The organism is Brevibacterium sp. S111, assembly GCF_004745075.1.
Taxonomy (GTDB): domain Bacteria; phylum Actinomycetota; class Actinomycetes; order Actinomycetales; family Brevibacteriaceae; genus Brevibacterium.
The window spans coordinates 1-18,622 of sequence record NZ_RHFH01000025.1; the positions used below are offsets into that span (position 1 = coordinate 1).

10 protein-coding genes are annotated in these 18,622 nt (G+C 58.0%); all 10 read right to left on the reverse strand.

Going from position 1 to position 18,622, the window contains the following annotated elements; translation table 11 throughout:
• Nucleotides 1–755: 755 nt before the first annotated feature.
• The 10 genes from EB836_RS17300 to EB836_RS17345 all read right to left on the reverse strand — a co-directional run bounded on the left by EB836_RS17300 (nucleotide 756) and on the right by EB836_RS17345 (nucleotide 18,503).
• A complete protein-coding gene (locus tag EB836_RS17300) occupies nucleotides 756–2,099 on the reverse strand; it encodes a polysaccharide pyruvyl transferase family protein (RefSeq protein WP_135542638.1) in 1,344 nt (447 codons plus the stop codon).
• Nucleotides 2,099–5,791, reverse strand: coding sequence for a CDP-glycerol glycerophosphotransferase family protein (locus tag EB836_RS17305; RefSeq protein WP_135542640.1), 3,693 nt, complete (start codon nucleotides 5,789–5,791; stop codon nucleotides 2,099–2,101). The genes EB836_RS17300 and EB836_RS17305 overlap by 1 nt, the downstream gene beginning before the upstream one ends.
• A gap of 120 nt (nucleotides 5,792–5,911) precedes the next feature.
• Nucleotides 5,912–9,472: a CDP-glycerol glycerophosphotransferase family protein gene (locus tag EB836_RS17310; protein ID WP_135542642.1), complete on the reverse strand. Its 3,561-nt coding sequence runs from the start codon at nucleotides 9,470–9,472 to the stop codon at nucleotides 5,912–5,914.
• Nucleotides 9,469–10,350 (reverse strand): DUF6270 domain-containing protein, encoded by an 882-nt coding sequence (locus EB836_RS17315; RefSeq protein WP_135542644.1) that lies wholly within the window; start codon nucleotides 10,348–10,350, stop codon nucleotides 9,469–9,471. The genes EB836_RS17310 and EB836_RS17315 overlap by 4 nt, the downstream gene beginning before the upstream one ends.
• On the reverse strand, nucleotides 10,347–11,657 hold the full coding sequence (locus EB836_RS17320; RefSeq protein ID WP_135542646.1) for an ABC transporter ATP-binding protein: 1,311 nt from the start codon (nucleotides 11,655–11,657) through the stop codon (nucleotides 10,347–10,349). The genes EB836_RS17315 and EB836_RS17320 overlap by 4 nt, the downstream gene beginning before the upstream one ends.
• Complete coding sequence (locus EB836_RS17325; RefSeq protein WP_135542648.1) at nucleotides 11,644–12,525, reverse strand: ABC transporter permease; 882 nt, start codon at nucleotides 12,523–12,525, stop codon at nucleotides 11,644–11,646. The genes EB836_RS17320 and EB836_RS17325 overlap by 14 nt, the downstream gene beginning before the upstream one ends.
• On the reverse strand, nucleotides 12,522–14,261 hold the full coding sequence (locus tag EB836_RS17330; RefSeq protein ID WP_135542650.1) for a glycosyltransferase family 4 protein: 1,740 nt from the start codon (nucleotides 14,259–14,261) through the stop codon (nucleotides 12,522–12,524). The genes EB836_RS17325 and EB836_RS17330 overlap by 4 nt, the downstream gene beginning before the upstream one ends.
• Nucleotides 14,258–15,613, reverse strand: a complete 1,356-nt coding sequence (locus EB836_RS17335) for a glycosyltransferase family 4 protein (RefSeq protein WP_135542652.1) — start codon at nucleotides 15,611–15,613, stop codon at nucleotides 14,258–14,260. The genes EB836_RS17330 and EB836_RS17335 overlap by 4 nt, the downstream gene beginning before the upstream one ends.
• Nucleotides 15,610–16,647, reverse strand: a complete 1,038-nt coding sequence (locus EB836_RS17340) for a glycosyltransferase family 4 protein (RefSeq protein WP_135542654.1) — start codon at nucleotides 16,645–16,647, stop codon at nucleotides 15,610–15,612. The genes EB836_RS17335 and EB836_RS17340 overlap by 4 nt, the downstream gene beginning before the upstream one ends.
• A complete protein-coding gene (locus EB836_RS17345) occupies nucleotides 16,647–18,503 on the reverse strand; it encodes a nucleoside-diphosphate sugar epimerase/dehydratase (protein WP_167854507.1) in 1,857 nt (618 codons plus the stop codon). Before EB836_RS17345 ends, EB836_RS17340 begins: the two co-directional genes overlap by 1 nt.
• Between the last annotated feature and the right edge of the window lie 119 nt (nucleotides 18,504–18,622).

The window sequence follows — 18,622 nt, forward strand, 5'->3', positions numbered from 1 at the left end:
CAACGGCAGACTCGAGCATCTACGCGGGTCCGCGCTGGGATTCCGCAACCTCACGCATTACATCGCGAGGTGTCTGCTCGAGTCCGGTGGCTTCAGACCGGTTCTACACTCTCAATTACGATGAGCCCAAAAAGGTTGACAGGTTCCGCTACCGGAAACCACTTCCCTACACACATCTCCCGCAGCTCTGAGGATCCGTCGGTGGTGTTGCCGGGTTTGTTGCCGGCATCGATGTCTGCTTGGCGGAGCCATTTCGCGATGGTGCCTTCGTGAATGCCGAAGACCTTCGCGTCTGGGCGATCGTGGTCTTCTCGTCGCGGTTCAAAGCCACACAGACGACGTCGCCGCGGAACTCTTTCGGGTAGGGCTAGGGCATGGCGCCTATCCATCCAGGCTTGCCTGTGAACTAGCCAGATCAGATGTCACCAATCCGTGCATCAGTCCCGAGCCACCGAAAGCTTCATCTACCTGTCCAAGTCAGGTGAAGGGAACCGGCACAATGCAGACGAAATGTGCCTGGCTCGTCGCCTGTTTAACTTGCCGATCGCGTTGGTCACGGACGGGGTCTTCTACGAGGCGAAGGCACCTCTTGCTACTTGACACTGAATGAAATGAATCATCCGAGGCCAACCCAGATCCGGAGAGTCACGCTAGCGCCACCGTGCTCTAATTCACCGAATTGAAAAAGCTCTTTCGACACCAGTCGAGCCAGAATATTACATCGCCAACAATACCCTGACTTCTACTCAAACCTATTAACGTCTGGCGACAGACAAACTCTCGAACAAAGGAAGCTGACCCTCAACCCTAACGCTCCATTCTTCAGATATAGCATACTCCTGTTGACAGGAGAACGCTGGTAGATATGACGAGTCGGCACCCCTCTCAACATTAGAGCAAATAAAGTCCCACCACTTTTCTTGAAAGTTCGCATGATATTCCTGTCCCGCTTTAGCCATATTAGAAACAGTGCGCGAACGTTCAAAACAGGAAACGATCGCACTCACCATATCGGCCTTGCTAATAAATGGAACCCCATAGCAGCTCAGACCGTAATTCGACAAAGCTCCCCGCACTTTTACACTAGAATAATATGACTGGATTAATCCAACGTGGGGAACGCCCGCGGCTAGAGCAAACACTGCGGGATGATAGCGGGTCGAAAAGGAAAGACTTGCCATCCGGGTGAGAGCGACCGCCACTCCAGCCTTTAACGTAGGTAACGAGTAAACACGGGACTTCGGACCTTGAGCAAGCTTTTCGATATTAGCATGTACTACCTGATCATCACGTTCGTTTCCGCGGGTAAACGAACCTACATGAGGGGTCAACAGAACGTTAACGCCGCATCTCTCAGAGACCTGACGGCAAATATCCGCAAGCGCATGGACATATTCCGTCTTGGAGAAGTCACTGGTACCTACATGAGAGGTAAATGCAGCCACTGCAAAAGGGCCATCGTCGGTATAGTCGGCTAACAGCTCCCTGGCCTCGCGTGACTCGTCGGACGTCGGGACAAGGACCGCAGCATCATCCACTTGACGATAGACTCGGTGACGATCCTTGACCAGAGATCTTACGAGTCCTACGCTCGACGCGTCTCTGCATCCAAACACGCGTGCGTAATCCGCAATTTCTATTACCGCGTCACGCATTTCGCCGGACAAGTTAGGTCCGACAGTTTGGCTGCTCACCACAAGAGGCTTCGAGAATTTTTCTGCGATTCTTTTGAATGCCAATCGCTCATAGACATGGCTAGGTAGCTGGTCGTTAAGATTACCGCCTCCCGCGATGATTGTTAAATCGGCTGAACGTACAGCTTTAACAATGTCTGTATAATCCCCCTCAGGTCCGTCCAGAACCTTTCCCAGCCTCCCAAGCCTCTTCTTATGCTGAGAACGGTCTTCTTTTGACCAGAAGCCCACCCGTCCGACGGCGGGAACATCATACATTTTCGCGGAAACGTCCGGGTCACCTGCAACAAGTGTGGGCTCGAATCCACGCTCCTGAAGCTCTGAGACGGCGACTTCAGTCATTGCCTCATCGCCTAGGTGATAAAGCTCTTTCCATCCAATATCGCCCAAAACTACGGCTTTCATCAATCGGTCACCCTTTCGGTATCCATTAGCACCCGGTCCACAACCCGCGCCGCAGCTCGACCATCGTCCCACGGCACAAATCGCGCTCGCTGCCGCGAATAGGCTGCGGAATGCGCAGCGACCATAGCTGGGTCCAATGCGAGTTTCACCAAACCCACCAGCTCATCCTGATTTCGGGCCATCTCGCCGGCAAGCACATCCTCATAGTCATGATACATCCCTCGATTCGCCAAGTACTCCTCAAGATCCGGCACATAATAGACGATCGGGCGCCCTGTGACCAAATAGTCGAACATAACGGATGAGTAGTCCGTGACCAGGAGATCGGAAGCCAAAATGAGGTCATTGATGTTTGGGTGCTTCGTAGCGTCAATGACCGAAACCGATGAACGGTCTTTGTCATCGTTGCGAGCATTAAACGAATGGCCCCTGAGTACAATTGCCCAATCCTCTCCTAGCGATTGCGCAACTGTTTCAAGGTCAAGATCCGACACCAGGGGGCTCGAAAATCCTTTGGCCGACACATCTCTAAATGTCGGTGCATATAGGAGGACCTTCTTATCTGGGTCGATACCTAAACGACTTTTCCAAACCTTCTTTGTATCTTCGGATGCCGACGCAAGGTCATCGTTGCGAGGGTATCCGGATTCGATGATATCGCCATCATAAAACAGCTCTTCAGGGATTAAACGACTCATGAATGGATTTGGCGAAACGAACCAGTCCCATTCTTGCGCCTCCGTCTGCGCAACGAGCGCCCGTTTCGAATATTCGCGCGGGTTAGTTCGAAATTCAGAATTTCCAATATGCTTCAAAGGAGTTCCATGCCATGTTTGCAAATACCGTTGGTATCGGCGGTTTCCGTAGCCCGCGATACCTCCGTAGTTGTTTATGATTATACGCGACGAGGACAAGTACTTATACCATTCTTCGCTGCCACGAAGCAATGGGACTGCGCCGTGTGGGACCTCGACGGAGAAATCGGTGACTGCCCAGCGATACTCCAACTGCAGATTTCTTCGAATCATTTCTTTAAGGATTGCCAATTGAGAATCTGCGGCGGAGCTACCCATATCTGCTGAAAACACCACAGCATCTATTGGGCGGACCTCATCATCGGTCTTCTGCGCCCAATGGGCTCGCATCCGGAGATCATTGTAACGGCCCCGCTCAAAATCGTGTAAAGGGGCCGAGATGCCTAGAGCCAGCTCCCATGTATCAGAAATAATGTGCCAGCGACCGATATATTTTGAATTGAAATCTTCTTGGGGGAGAGAATCAAGCAAGTAGCTACCTGCCCTAATTCGATACTCAGTGTTTGAGGTGCCAGACTGGTATAGGCGGAATCGATATTCTCCAGGCGCCCAAGAGACTAAAGACGCTTCCCCTGACTCTACACACTCAACTATTATCTCAAATCTTCCCGAACCCGACTGGTGGATTGTGGTCGTTCGATGGACAGCACCTCGGTCACTCCACATCTCGGCGGTGAACGCTGCGCCAGGCTCCAGTATTCCAGTGCCTCTAAGTACGTAGCCGCGTTCTGTTGGTTGAATATCGTTGACTTCTAGGAGTGCGACTTTATCGTGCCATAAGGCTGTAGCAACAGAATTTGTCCGAGGTGTCCAGGAGTCGCTTGTATCTGTCGATCTGCTTGTTTCCGCGCAACTCATTATCTTCTCGGGTTGCGTCGTGTCTTCAGTACGTACCTCGAATCGCCACACGTTCGAGCTACCCCCCGCCTTCCGCCGCTGGGGAGCACGGCTTATGTCAGTCTTAAATTCGAGCACGTTGCCCCCGAGGTCTTGTACGCGCTCCATCCGAATTTGGTAATCGTCCCAGGATCGAACTGCGTCTACCGCCTCGACTTGGCTATCTGAATCATTTCTAAACCGTATAACGACGTAGTCGGCGTTCTGACGAATGCTCTCAAGCATGAAGCGCGGTTTGCTCACTCGCAAATGGAGCGGTTTGCCCCAAGGTTGCCAAGGAACCTGAACGATGTCCCCATTCGTGGTCTGAGCCAGTTCACCACGACGGATGCGACCTCCGCGCCAATAGCCGATAGCTTTAGAAGATTTCTCATAACTTCCTGAACGAACGCTGATTACTAGTTCATACTCCATCCCCAACTCACAAGTCGTCGTCAACTCACTCTCCAACTCGTCAATTGAGATGTCTACAACGAAGGCGTCTCCTGAACGGTCAGCGTTACCAGATCCCCAATACCCATTTGCCCTTGCATCCACTGAACGTTTATACGGTAGTTCCACAGTCGAGCCTTCTGGTGTTGCCAAAGACAAAGAGAGCTCCTGCGGATATCCATCGGGTATGTGGTCCAGGAAAGCGAAACCTTCGATTCGTAGCCGCCCTCCTTGGATGTACGCATCAGTCACGACTTGTTTTAGGTTGACATACCTACTCATGTCCAATAGCTGGTGGTCTCCTAGAGCCACCAGGCGGTTCGGTGCCCACGACGCGTCAACTAGCAAGACACCTTCAGTCATCATAAGTGGCAACAGGTGAAAGTTGGTCGAAACCCAAGCCGCTTCACGTTCGCCGTCTAGTGGGTTCCCCGAATACAGCTGTGAATAATATAGAGCACGCCGGTCAAGAGCGAGCGCCAGTTTTGCCTGTTGTGAGCTGAGACTCCAGTATCGTTCAAGTTCGGCAAGGTATAGTTGGTCGAACTCTGTATCAGTTCCAAGATGCGGCGAATACACCGCTAAATCGCCCTCCAGCACTTTGAAATACAGTGTATCAAGCTGATCTCTCGTCGCGCCCGAACGGATTAGTTCTTCTCCAATTTTACCTACCATCTCCATCTTGTCAGAGAGGTTTTGAAGCTGTCCGCGTTTTTGAGTGATAGAGCTATTATCTTCACGCTCCCTATACATATAGACAACCGACGGAATTTTGACTATTCCGTCAGCAGCAATGAAGAGCTGCGCCATCGGCAACATATCTTCATAGAGTTTTCCCTCAGGAAATCGCACCTTCGATTCCAAGAGAAACCTTCTATTGAACAGCTTGTTCCAAGCTGTGGTGTCGAACAGCAGCTCAGGAGCCTGTTTAAGCGTGATCAGTTCAGAAACGCTTGCCGTACTCTCGCCGTCCCAGGTTTGACTGTACGCATGAGAATACATTTGGTTCCAAGCCTGCCATTCTCTGCTGCCTTTAAATCGTTTGACATTACCAGTAGCAATGTCCGCCTCATGGTCAATCAGCGCCGTCACCAAATTCTGAAGCGCGTCGCGCGGAAGAATATCATCGGAATCGACGAACATCACGTATTGCCCAGTAGCGATTTTCAACCCATTATTTCGAGCGTTGGAAAGTCCGCCGTTAGGTTGATGATGTACTCGTATGTTTGCAGGATGAGCAGCAGCGTAGGAATCGCACATTTCACCGCAGCGGTCAGGCGAACCGTCATCGACTAGTATGATTTCTACGTTCTTGTAACTTTGAGTCAGAAGAGAGTTAACGCACGCTTCGAGGTACTGCTCAACCCTATAAACGGGCACCACTATAGACACCATACTGGTGATTTCTTGCTGCTGAATGTCGCCATGTTCGACGACGTTCTGCGCTGATTTTAACTGTGCAAGGAGTCTCTTTCGCGCGTGAAATAACGTGCGACGGGTGCTTTCCGGTGCGAACTCTTTCCAAATGCGAACAACTTTGTCTCTCATGTCTCCCTCTAAAATCAATTGCCTCTAAAGCTTTTAATTGCTGTTAGATCTATCCATAGTGACGCATTTACATTGCCACTGCCGTTCTGGCGTGAGCCGTTTACATTAATACAAATTGTGTTATCCCCTATATGGATTCATCAACTCTGAGTGATCGCATTCTTTCGCGACTCCGCTCGCCACTCGAATGATCGCCTCGGAAATTCGCGCAACTTGTTGCCGTATTCTTGAAACTGTTTGAGTGGAAACGGATTCATAGCCTTGATTGCAGTCCACGGATATTCTTTGCACCTCGGATACTAATTCCGACAAACTCCGGGTTACTCTGACCGAGCTTGAGGGCGTCCATTTTTGGTACAAACCCCGTTCACGTCTATACAGATGTTCGTCCGGAGCGTAAATGACTATTGGCTTGCCGGTTAACGCATAATCGTGAGAAATCGATGAATAATCGGTTACGAGCAGGTCTGATACAGCGATTAATTCTTCGACATGCGGCTCTGTTGACACTTGCACTATTCCACTGATCCCTGTTAGGGCTAAGCTGACCATATGATGTGATCTAACTAAAATATTTGCATCAACCTGCTGAGCAAGAGTCTCTATATCTTGCTCAAGAGTTAGTTCCTCTTTTTTGTTGTTACTGCTTTTCCGGGCTCTCCACGTCGGCGCATATAGAATGGTAGGTTTCGCCTCCTCCAGGCCCATACGTCGTTTTATTTCTCTTGCATGGGGGCCACTATCGAATATCCTAATATTTCTGGGATATTCTATTAGTTGGATTTTTCCTTGATAGCCAAGCGACCGCCTTAGGCAAGACGCGGACCGTTCATTTGTTGCAAGCAACAGATCCCACTGTGCAACCTCGGTCATCATCAACCTTCGATAACTGAGCGGTACTAGATGCCGTGGAATGTCCAGAAGTAGCCGCTTATTTGGAGTTCCGTGCCATGTCTGCAAATAAAACTGGCCACGACGTTTCCGCACATAGTAGGGAAAATTATTGTTGTTGATCCAGACATGGCTTGTAGCCAGAGCTCGGTGCCAGTCCGCTGTACCTTCAACGACCGGGATTCCGCCTTCTGGCACGTCCACTCGCCGATCACGAATCGACCAATAGAGGGGTATATCGGCGCGTTCTGCCCGAATGACGTCAAAGAGTGCTCGTGGATTGTCGTTCGTCGATTTGCCGTTGTACGACTCAAAGACAATACCTGGCTGTAGCGGTCCCCAGTCGTGTGTACGTAACGCAAAACGGCCAACTTTGGTTCTCTCCTTGGCTGACCATGGGGGCGAAGCCGTAATAGCAACGGACTCGGACGGTCGAGCCTCCACTCTGAGTGTGTTCCATTCGGTGAAGCAGTCGACCGGTCGGGTGGCAAGCTTATCTGCCGCTCGCGCCCAACCTTCGGCGGTTTCGGCTGTTTTGCCGAAACGGACGTGGTATCCTCCGGACATCGACGCGATCTTTCCGCCTTCCGCTCCGGTGGTCGTGAGATCATAGACGGCGGTGAAGTTGCCGTCGGTATGACGTGAATACTCTTCCGCGACAATTGTCTGCTCCGATGATCGGAGAACGACTTCAAGGTTGGCAGGCGGGTCAATTCTTCCGGTGAGTAGAAGGCGGTCTCGATCATTGGCGGCGCCCGTGATGCTGACGCGTCTAAACCGCTGGCTGAGGTGTACAGCTCCAGCAAGGTTCGGAGACAGTCTCACGCATGAGGTGTCCGGAATCATGTAGTCGACTGAAACATGGTGAACAGGAACAGTTTGATCTTCGGTCGTCCGCGCCAGGACCGACCACAATCGTTCGCCGCCCGCGCTATACCTCTCCGGCAATTCAGGCAGTGTGCCCGTGAAGATGGACCTTCCCTGTGCCGCTAGCGTGGTAGTCATGCCCGCTCCACGCAGCGTGAGATTCTTGATGTCGAGGAAACCGTCCAATGTGATCGTTACGTCTCGTCCACGACAACTCACCTGTTTGGCCAGGACGGGACGCGCCGGCATCCTCACGGACTGGATGGATAGTTCATCATGCTCATCGGCGATCAGGGTGACCCTGCAGTTGTCGAGGACCGGGCTTGGTACAATCATGCCCACGACCGCAGTCGACCGCGCAGGTACGTGGAACTGCGCGTCGTTGATGCCGAACCGTCCGACGAGTGCAATGCCCCGGGGAGAGAGATCGTCAAGCCCGGAAAGGTCGATCCTAGCTCGGAAACCACCCTGGCTATAGCTTCTCCAGGGGTCGCCGACTTCGAGATCCACCCGATTGTCATTGACGTGTTCGACGGCCTCGTCAACGACGACCGCTCCGTCCATGACGCCGTGGATGCGCACGTCGACCTTGCTCGGGTCGATGCCAGGAATGTACGCACATCCCTGCAGCTCGATGACCTGCTCATCGACCCACCGTGTGTTCCTGATCTTCATTTGGGGGGCGAAGTCGACATCCCTCGCTCGCACTAGGCGCTTCGGCACCTTCGTCTCAAGTCGCTCGAGGTAGGTGGGAACGACGACCCATCGACCTTCGACGTACTCGAGCGGCACGGATCGCGTCTCTTCAGCCCGAGTTCCGAGGATCTCTTCGATGTCGTCTAAACGTCCGGCGGCCACGATCCACATAAAGAGTCGTTCCTGCGCCGGAATGAGCTTCCACGCGCCTCGGGGCATCGTTTTCTTCATGTCGTTCGCGGCAGCGCACAGTGTTTTCCGGAATCGCTTGTTCGCGGTGTCTAAGAACTCCGCGTGCATGGCCAGGTCGGTGCCCATCCAGATGGAGTAAGCGTGTTCGAGGACGTGCTTGGGAGCATTATCCAGCGTAGAACGCAGTGCGTCGATGACTTCGAGCTTGGCCTGCAGGTCGGTCAGCTTGGCTTTCCGCCGCGAGCGGGTGCTGCGACCGTCGGCCAGCCGCCACGCATAGACGTCATCAGTGAGCACGTCGACTGCCGATGCTCCGACCAATGCCCGATATACCGGTTCTTGGTCTTCGTAGTTCGCGAACTCCCACATTTCGCCGACATGTCGTTTCCAGAAATCGCTACGATAGACCTTGTTCCACAGGACTGGTTCTTCTAACAGCTCAGGCATGTCGTCTAAACGGACGGCCAAACGTTGTCTCGAATGTACCCGCGCGGTGAGCTTAGGACGCGTTCGACCACTTTTCCCGATTCGGATGTACGAACCGGTGGCAACGTCGGAGCCCGTCCGTTCGAGCGAATCGATCATCGTTGAGTAGGCGTCTGCCAGAACCTCGTCATCGGCGTCGGCGAAGGTAATGTACCTTCCACTTGCCGCGTTGACTCCCCTATTGCGAGCGCGAGCGGGTCCCTCGTTTACTCCTTCGAGGATCGAGACGCGTGAGTCTCCGTCGGTGTATGCACGAGCTTTCTCAACGGTGTCATCAGTCGACCCATCGTCGACGATAAGGACTTCGAGGGAGACACCTTTCTGGTTCAGGATGCTGCATAAACATGCTTCGATGTGGTCGCCCACATTGAACGCGGGAATGACAACACTCAAGGTTGCGGCATCGGTATTTTCACCCTCGCCCGCCCCGCTTGTGGCACGCTGAGCTGAATCGACCTCGGACTTCGTTCTCCGGCGGAAATCCTTAAAACCTTCGACCCCACCATTGCGCAGATGCCACAATGCCTTGCGCCACGGGTGTCTGCTCACGGAGCCTCACCACCGTTCTGCTTCACGTGCGACCGAATACTGTCGACTATCGACTGATAGTCAGCTTCTCGGTAGTGGAAAGGCTGTGGCCCCCACTTATGATCCTTGTCAATTCGGACTTCACTGCTTACCCTCATCACCGACGACGCCGTCAGCGATCGTGCCTCTTCACGATACCGAATGTAGTCTGCGTTCGCGGACAGTGCGCGATCCGCATAGTCTTCGGCCTCCGTCGGTTTGACCGTGCGCAGACTCTGCCATGCCTGAGCGATACCATGCCCTTTGGTCAGCCCTCTGCCGGCTTCTCGAGTACCCCTCTGCAGCCTTCGCCATTGGCGGCCCAGTTTTGAGAGCCCATCGTTCTGAGGATGGCGAGCACCGTCGACGGCGCCTGCCCATTCGATATCGAGCAGGATGGTCCGTTCCCAAATGCCGGCTTCCTTGAGCCCCGCGATGAGCGTGTCAAATCCGGACTTCCACATCCTGAAGTGTTCGTCAGTCCCGAATTCGATCAGACGAGCACCTGAGCGGCGTGCGTTTCGCGCCGCACCACAAGATTCGACCTCGATGGAGTTCGTCATCGTCGTACCGTCAGGGTAGAGCCAGAACCCGCGACGCTCGTCGACGAGGTCGATGAGGACAGCATCGAGCTCTGCTGCATTTTTGACGATTCGGGCGATCCCGGTACCTTTGAGGTCACTGGTGACCATGCGCTTCTGGAACGCAGACGTCAGATCGCGGAGATCAGTGCCTTTGGTCCCATGGGGCGACTGGAGGCTGACGACTGAATGGCGCGCGACATAAGTCACGACCTCTGCCTCGGGGATGAATTCGGCAGTATCGCGGCTGACGCAGGATCCGAATATTGCGATCTTCATCGCCAGCTGTCCTCGTGAGCGGCGGACGAGCTCTCCGCCTGCCGGATCCGCTCGCGCTTCTCATATCGTTCATCGGCGATCTTCCGAGCACGAGAGGCGAGTCTACGCCCCGTGAAGTCGTCGGAGGCCGCGACGGAGGATGCCCGATCATCAGGATTGGCCGCACGCAGGACGACTCGGTTCCTGCTCGGGCGCAACCGCAGCGGCGGCGGTTCATCGTGAATGCGGGGAGCACTCACTGCTTGCGACGCAGGTTTCGGCAGGGAGGGGAACTTCGCCTTCGGCAGTTCGGCATCGAAGTCCTTCGGCCATACCTGTGATTCGGCCGCGGCGAGCATCGGCGCTGGAGTCTCTTCGACCTCTTCGATCTCCCTCTGCTGTCTCATATGCCGTGCACCCTTCCTGGTCTCCTTGACCGGACGTGCGGCGTGGCGAGGAATCGGATTCCTGATGAGCTCAGGCTCGAGGATGTTGATCTCCTCTTTGACCGCGTTGCTCACGACATCCTGGAGGAGTTTGTCAGCGATGTCTTCCTTGCCCTTGGCGACGTTCCACGCCCACCAACGGTATTTCTCCGCCACAGCCTCTGCAGGGCCGTTCATGAGAATCTCGCCCTTATGCATCCACACCGCTCGGGTGCACAGTTCCTGAATCACTTTCGCAGCGTGGTTGACCAAGAGCACGGTGCCAGCCTCGGCCAACAGTTCGTCCATAGCGCGTTCGCTGCGCTCAGCGAAGGTCGCATCACCTGTCGACAACGCCTCATCGATGAGCAGGATCTTCGGTCGCGCCGCCAAAGCGATGGCAAATCTCAGCCTGGCGCCCATACCTGAGGAATACGTGCCCATAGGGCGATGGATAGCCGCTCCCAATGCCGAGAGTTCGACGACTCGGTCGAAGGCGTCAGTTGCCTCTTCAGGCGACAACCCCATCGCCAGACACCCGAGCCGGACGTTCTCGCTGCCCGACAAAGCTGGTTGCAAAGCAGCGCTGACTCCGAGCAGCAATGGCTGGAAACGGACGAGGATTCGACCGCGATCAGGCTGTTCGACACCCGCGACATTGCGCAGAAACGTTGATTTACCGGAGCCGTTGGCGCCGACAATACCCACCATTTCACCTTCGCGGGCGACGAAGTTGACCCCGCGCAGAGCACGCACCGTGGTCTGTCCGTGGCGCCCGGACACCGCGTTGGCGATGCGGCGCAATCCTTTCGCTCGGTTGCCGGGATCGTTGGTGTTGACGGTATAGCGAACCTGAACATTCTCCGCGATGATGTTGGGTTCTTGGAGCTCAGGATCGGCCATAGCTCTCCTCCCCTCGCCAGAAGAACAGGAATCCGACGATGAGCAGACCGAACGCCCACGCGATTCCCATCACCCACATCCAAGTCGGGGAATCGACACCGTAGAGTAACGAGTTCCGTGTGAGCGTCAGATATGAATGCATGGGATTGAACTGCATGACCGCGAGAATCGTGGGGTGATTGCCGAGGCGATCTTCGATAGAGAAGAAGACGCCGGACCCATAGAGCCAGAATCGACTGACGATCGACATGAAGTTCGTCAAGTCAGGAATCTTGTGGCCGACCCTTGCCAAGAAGCAGGCGAGTCCAACGTTGAAGATCGTCTGCAGGATGATGACAGGGATGACGAGAGCTACGCGCCAAGTGATCACTTCCGCAGGCGGAATGACTGCGATGAGGATGGCCATGACGACGACACTGGGGATGAAGTCGAGGAAGTTCCGAACGACAACGGAGATCGGCAGTGCCGCACGAGGAAATTGGAAGCCCTTGATCATCGAGGCTCCCGAGCGGATTGCGCCGGTGCCACCTGTCATCGACTTGCCGGTGAACTGGAAGAAGAAGACACCGATGACCAGGTAGCCGATGAAGTTCTCGATGCCGCGCGAGGATTGGAGGATGAAACCGAAGATGAACCAGAACGCGAGTACGGACAGCAGCGGGTTGAGAAAAAGCCAGCCATAGCCGAGGAGGTTTTTCCGCGTCGAGCTGCTCATCTTCGCTCGGGATTCGGCAATGATGAAGTGGCGACGGTTCCACAGGGCGGCCAGGTAACTGCGCAGACTGGTACGACGGCCGACGGGCACAAGGCCTTCGCTCGAGACCGAGGGGATGCTGCTGAGGCCGAGAGGGTTCTTCGTCTCACTCATCGCGCATCGGCCCCCATGAGTTGAGAGTAGACCTGCCCATATCGTCGACCGATTTCCTTCCACCTACGTGTTGCCAGGACGTGTGCGCGCCCGTTCTGTCCGTAATTCTCCCTTGCACTGTCATCGTCGGCCAAGTCCGTGAGAAGTCCGGCCAGAGCCCGAGGATCCTCGGGCCTGACGCTCAGACCCGCCGTTTCGGGCACGAGCTCGCGCAGGGCGGGCAGATCAGAGACGACGACTGGTCGCGCCAGGCCCATCGCCTCGATCGGTTTGATCGGGGTGACCAAGCGGCACACGGGCTCGTCCTTGCGCGGAACGACGATGGCATCCAGTGCCAGCTGGTAGTCGATCGCCTGCGCCTGAGAGACTCGTCCGGTGAAGACCGCGTTGTCGCCGAGCGGAGCCGCTCGTTCGCGCAGTTCGGGCAGAGCAACACCGTCGCCGGCGATGAGCAGGCGCAGATCCGTGCCCTCGGATCGAGCAAGGATGACGGCATCGATGAGGTCATCGAGGCCTTCGTAGCCGACGATCGAGGCCGCGGTTCCCACCCAGACACCGGCCCCGGGCAGGCCGAGCTGAGACCTCATTTTCGCGGGAGTGCGTGAGGTGTCGGCATCGGCCACGGCTTCGGACACCGAGTTCGGGATGAGGGTGATCGCCTCCGCGGGCACGCCTCCGGCGATGAGGTGCTCACGCATTGTCTCGCCCAGGGTGATGACGGCATCAGCAGCTGTGGCAACCTCGATCTCCTTCGCTCGCATGAGCGCGAAGCGTTGGCTCGCCCGGCGTGCCTGACGATCTTCCGGGGTAGCACCGGCGGCGGCCCAGGTCTCTTCGAGCACCCCGCGCACCTCATAGACCCAGGGCAGGCCGATGCTGCCGGCTGCGGCACCGGTGGCCAACCCGTTGACGTAGTGCGTAGTCGTGTGGAGGATTTGGGCCCCACGCTCCTGCGCTCGGGCAGCGATCCAGCTCGCCTGGTCGCCCAGCCGGGCCGTCGGTGTCGGCAACGGCCGCAGCGGGATCTGTCGCAGGTAGTCGACTCCGTCGACGGTCTCGACCGGACCTGAACTCACCCGCCCGATAGTCACGGGATAGGACGGCCGGGTTACCGCGGCCACGCGATGGCCGGCGCTCTGCAACGTCGTGAGAATGGCGTGCGAACGATAGGCGTAACCGGAGCGGGTGTGCGGCAAGGAGTTCGTTAACACATGCAGAGCCGCAGGATGCTGGGTCTGTCCCGCAGCGGCCCGGGTCGGGCGGGCCGTGATCTGGTCGGTCACATGCGGCCACCAGCCCGGTTGCAGGCAGAGGCGCTCATCGCCCAACCGGTTCCGACGCGCTCCTTCGGGAAGCACGTCGATGGCACGGTCGAGCTGTCCTCTGGTCCACCAGATGCGTGAACTCAGTCCGGCGGCTTCGGGCACTGCTTCGGCGATGGCCTCGGCCTCATCGAGCAGGCCGAGGTTGAGGGCGATCTCACCGAGCAGACGCGATGGGTAGACTGAGTTCGCCACGAGGGTCTTCGCCTTCGACTCCCGGCCCAACAACCAGGCCGATGCCGCCTGGGCGGCGTCGCCGCGGGCTCGGCCGAGTGTCCGGCCGACAAGTCGTGAGGCAGGAGCGGGCAGGCGCCTGGCCAACTGCATACCGAAGAAGATGCGGTCGTCATTGATATGGGTGGCGGTCGTGGCCACCACATTCGTGATCTGACGAGCGAGGAAGCTCAAGTTCATGACACCACCTGCTCAAGGATTCGCTCATAGGCATGTCCCATGGCAGCCGCAGAGGCATGACGGATGACCCAGTCGCGGGGCTCCTCTCCCGCAGAGGACTCGAAGCCGAAAGTCTGGCCACCGTCGACGCGTTGGCGCATCGACGTCATCGCTGCTGCCACCGAGTCGATGTCTCCCGGGCTCGCCACATCACCGGCAGAGGTGCTGGAGATGATGTCGGCTGCTTCGCCGGCGACAACCCCGAGGACCGGAATCTGCCTGGCCATGAGCGAATAGAGCTTCGACGGGACCGTGTACTCGTAGGATTCGAGTGGACTGAGGCTGACCAGCCCCGCATCGGCCCATGCCCAGTGGGCAGCGAGCTCGGCACCGGCATGCTGGGCGAAAAATTCGACGGGGGCGTCCTCTTCTGCCGCCACGGCCTTGAGGGTTTCCGTGTCGACGCCGTCGCCGACGATGCGCAGGCGCACCCCCTCGGTGCGGGCCAGGGCGCGGATCGAGGTGCTGAGGTCCTGCGACCGGCCCACGGTGCCGACATAGAGCAGGTTGAGTCCATGTCGGTCATCTGCGCTCGTCGCTGATGCAGATTCGTTGAGGTTCTCCACGGCCGGGGCAATGACCGGCAGGGCACCGGTGGCCGTCAGCCCGGAGGCGCCTTCGAGTTCAGCCGGTGAGACTCCGCTGCGCACCACCTCGGCGGTCACACCCCGCTGCTCGAGGCGTCGCCGGAAACCATCGGTGGTGACGACCACGACTGCGGCGCGACGTTGCGCTCGAGTGAACAGGTCTGGCAGCAGCCGGTGTTCGACGGTACTCGTCAGCCTATTCGGCAGGTACTTGCCCAGCGCACCGGTGACGAGGCTCATCTCCGAGATGAGATCAGGCCAGGCGTCGCGCACCTCGGCGACATGGGGCACCTTAAGCAGCCTCGAGAGGGTGTCGCCGGCCAGCAGGAAAGGCAGGGCCGGGGTCGTCGAGATGACGACATCGGGGCGCATCCTCCCGCGCAGGCGATCGATGACGGCGGACATGGCTCCTGCCGCAGACACCGCCTGGTCGAGCATCTGCCGTGCCATCGACGAACCACTGTGCAGATAGGGCACTCGCAGGATCCGCTCGCCGTCGACTCCGGTGTCCCAGGTGCCGCCGAGTCTGACATCGACCCGTCGCCGACCGCGGCCGACACCGGAGGAGAAGAAGCGGTCCCGATCGGGGTACGGGTAGTGCGGGTGTGGTGCGACGGTGATGACTTGGTGGCCGGCCGCGCGCAGGTGGTCAACGAGGATCCGCCAGCGACGCTGTGGTGCCCCGACCTCCGGGTAGTAATAGTGGCTGAGCAGGACGATCCTCATGCGGGCACCGCCTCCTGTTCCGCGCGTCGCTTCAGCCACAGCGGGAGAAGCGCATAGAGGGCGATGAGGACGACCCAGAACACATGGGCGGGGTACGTCGTCGCAGTGTTGCCGCTCAGCAGCGTCGGAATGGCGAGAATGCAGGCGAGAACGCTCAGGGCGGCGTGGAAGAGGGAGACCGAGCTGTGCGGCCAACCGGCCTGCTGGATGCGTTGATAGATATGTTCCCTGTGCGGCAGGAAGATGTTCTCACCACGGAACAGACGGAGGACCAGGGTGAGGCCGACATCGAAGAAGACAAAGATCATCGGGGCGATTATGACGACGATCGGCACTCCCTGTACGAAGAGCCACACGGCCAGCGCGAAGACGGCCGCGCCGATTCCGTAGCTTCCGGTGTCGCCGAGGAAGGCCCTGGCCCGACCGAGGTTGAAGGGCAGGAACCCGACGGCAGCGCCGGCCAGCGTCAGAGCCAGGAGCGCAACATCCTTCTCCCCGATCCACGCACTGACGAAGGCGAACCAGCCCCCGGTGACGACGGCCCATTCCGTGACATAGCCGTTGAGTCCATCGACGAAATTCACCGCATTGACGGTGGCGACACCGATGACGGCGAAGGCCAGCACGTGCGCGATTCCCTGGGTGGAGAACATCGCAATGGTTGCGCTGAACAGCAGCGCCAGCACAACCTGGCCGATCAACCGTCCGACGGGCCTGAGCGAGTCGAGGTCGTCGCTCATCCCGATCGCCGAATAGCACCAGGTGAGCACCAGGAAGCCGATGGGCAGCACGATGCCGCCGAGTCCGAAGACCCCATGCTCGGCGATGTTCCAGACCATAGCCAGCACGGTTGCAACGGTGATGCCGCAGCCGATGGCGACTCCCCCACCGCGGACTGTCGCCTGCGTATGTGAGGACCGATGCGAGGGGACGTCGACGATCCCCGCTTGGCGTAGCAGCGGGAAGGCGATGAGTGCGCTGAAGGCCGTGACCACAGCGGCCACGACGAGGATCACGAGCAGTTGCACGTCCATCAGTCGTCGACTCCGGCGCCCTGCGGTTCTGAGTCGAGAAGGCTCGTCAGTCGCGCTTCGAGCACCTCGCGGTGGGTGAATACCTGGGGATCACGGGATTCGGCCACGAGGGCCTTGAGCGCCTCGAGATCGATCGGGATGATCGGGACCTGGGTGATCAGCGGGTGGTTGGGGCGATCGTCGACCTCACCCGGCGACAGGAGCGCTTCTGTGAGCTTCTCCCCGGGCCGCAGACCCGTGTAGACGATCTGTGCATCCGATCGGCCGGACAGCACGATGACCCGTCGGGCGAGATCATCGATCCTGATCGGTTCGCCCATGTCGAGGACCAGCGTCTCCCCCGGACCACCGATGGCGGCCGCCTGCAGGACGAGTTCGCAGGCTTCGTCGGCGGTCATGAAGTACCGAGTCACTTCGGGATCAGTGACCGTCACGGGGTCTCCAGCCGCAACTTGTGCCACAAAAGTCTCGAGCACCGAACCGCGTGAGCCCAGTACGTTGCCGAACCGCACGGACATGTACCGGCGCCCGGTCTCTTCGGCCACGGAGGCGATAGCGCGTTCGATCGAGAACTTCGTGCGCCCGAGCACAGAGGTCGCTCCGGCCGCCTTGTCCGTGGAGATGTGGACGAAGGATTCGACGTCGTGGGCCACCGCGGCTTCGAGCAGATCGAGGCTGGCGCCGACATTCGTGCGCACGGCCTGTTCTGGGAAGCGTTCCAAGAAAGTCAGATGTTTGAGCGCAGCAGCATGGAAGATGATGTCCGGCTGAGCTTCGGCCACAAGGGCGTCGATGAACGCGGGATCGCGCAGATCGCCGAGGACGAGGTCGTCGCTGGTCAGCAGCGCGGATCCTTCGAGTCCGAGTTCAGTGGCGTGCAGACCGGATTCGTCCCGGTCGGTCATGACGAGTCGGGCAGGGTCGAAGCGGAAGACCTGGCGGCACAGCTGCGAGCCGATGGATCCGCCGGCGCCGGTGACGAGGACGACCTTTCCCGTGATCGCCGAGGCGATGTCGTCGATATTGGTCGAGATCGGTTGGCGGCCGATGAGGTCTTCGAGGCTGACATCGCGGAAGCCGCGGTGACGCAGGTCGGCGACATCGTGGGAATCGGGTTCGGGCCGAGTGTAGTCGGAATCCGAGAGCTTCGGCATGATCTTGATCTCGACCGGCCGGGATTCGAGGTTCGAGGCGATCCGGGAGAGTTCTTCGGGCTGCAGGTCGGCGATGGCGATGATGACGACACCGGCACCGGTGCGGTCGACCTGGGCCGCGATATCGCTGATCGGCCCGAGCACGCGAATGCCGTTGTAGCGCAGGTGCCGCTTGGCCGGATCGTCGTCGAGGATGCCGACGGCGACGAACTCGTTGCGGGTGTCCTGGGCGATCATGTCGAGGGCGAGGGTCCCCTGATTGCCGGCGCCGACGATCAGGGTCGGCCGTGATGAGCCCGAGGTCGTGAGTCTGCGCTGGCGCAGATTGCGACGCACCCAGTTTTCCAGGCTCTTGACCACGATCATCAGGGCGCCCGCGGCGATGGGGACGCTGGTCGGGATGAGCAGACGTGTGGAGAAGGCGAATTCGGCGACCCACATGAGCCCGACGCCCAGAGCGACGGTGCCGACGACAGCGGCGAACTGATCGGTCGATCCGCGACGATAGCGCCCGCGATAGATCGCCAGTGGTCCGCCGATGAGGAAGACGACCAGAGCGATCGCCGAGCAGACGAGCATGCCTGGGGCGTTGACGCGATACATGTGGAAGTCATATCGCACGAGGGTCATCGCCATGACGAGGAACGCGAAGACGAGGCCATCGATGAGGGAGAGCGCCATGGCTCTGCCGTTGCGCCTCATCGGGGTCCGTGAGGGAATGGGCCCAGAATTGCTTCCCACTGTCCTCATTTCATCCGGGTTCCTTGGCCGGACTCTGCGCTTTCCTCCCTGGTGACATGCACCGTATCGAGGCTCGCGGA

Coding starts and splice junctions, on each gene's coding strand:
- EB836_RS17300 (WP_135542638.1), bottom strand. CDS start 2,099: ATGAAAGCCGTAGTTTTGGGCGATATTGGATGGAAAGAGCTTTATCAC.
- EB836_RS17305 (WP_135542640.1), bottom strand. CDS start 5,791: ATGAGAGACAAAGTTGTTCGCATTTGGAAAGAGTTCGCACCGGAAAGC.
- EB836_RS17315 (WP_135542644.1), bottom strand. CDS start 10,350: ATGAAGATCGCAATATTCGGATCCTGCGTCAGCCGCGATACTGCCGAA.
- EB836_RS17320 (WP_135542646.1), bottom strand. CDS start 11,657: ATGGCCGATCCTGAGCTCCAAGAACCCAACATCATCGCGGAGAATGTT.
- EB836_RS17325 (WP_135542648.1), bottom strand. CDS start 12,525: ATGAGTGAGACGAAGAACCCTCTCGGCCTCAGCAGCATCCCCTCGGTC.
- EB836_RS17330 (WP_135542650.1), bottom strand. CDS start 14,261: ATGAACTTGAGCTTCCTCGCTCGTCAGATCACGAATGTGGTGGCCACG.
- EB836_RS17335 (WP_135542652.1), bottom strand. CDS start 15,613: ATGAGGATCGTCCTGCTCAGCCACTATTACTACCCGGAGGTCGGGGCA.
- EB836_RS17340 (WP_135542654.1), bottom strand. CDS start 16,647: ATGGACGTGCAACTGCTCGTGATCCTCGTCGTGGCCGCTGTGGTCACG.
- EB836_RS17345 (WP_167854507.1), bottom strand. CDS start 18,503: ATGAGGCGCAACGGCAGAGCCATGGCGCTCTCCCTCATCGATGGCCTC.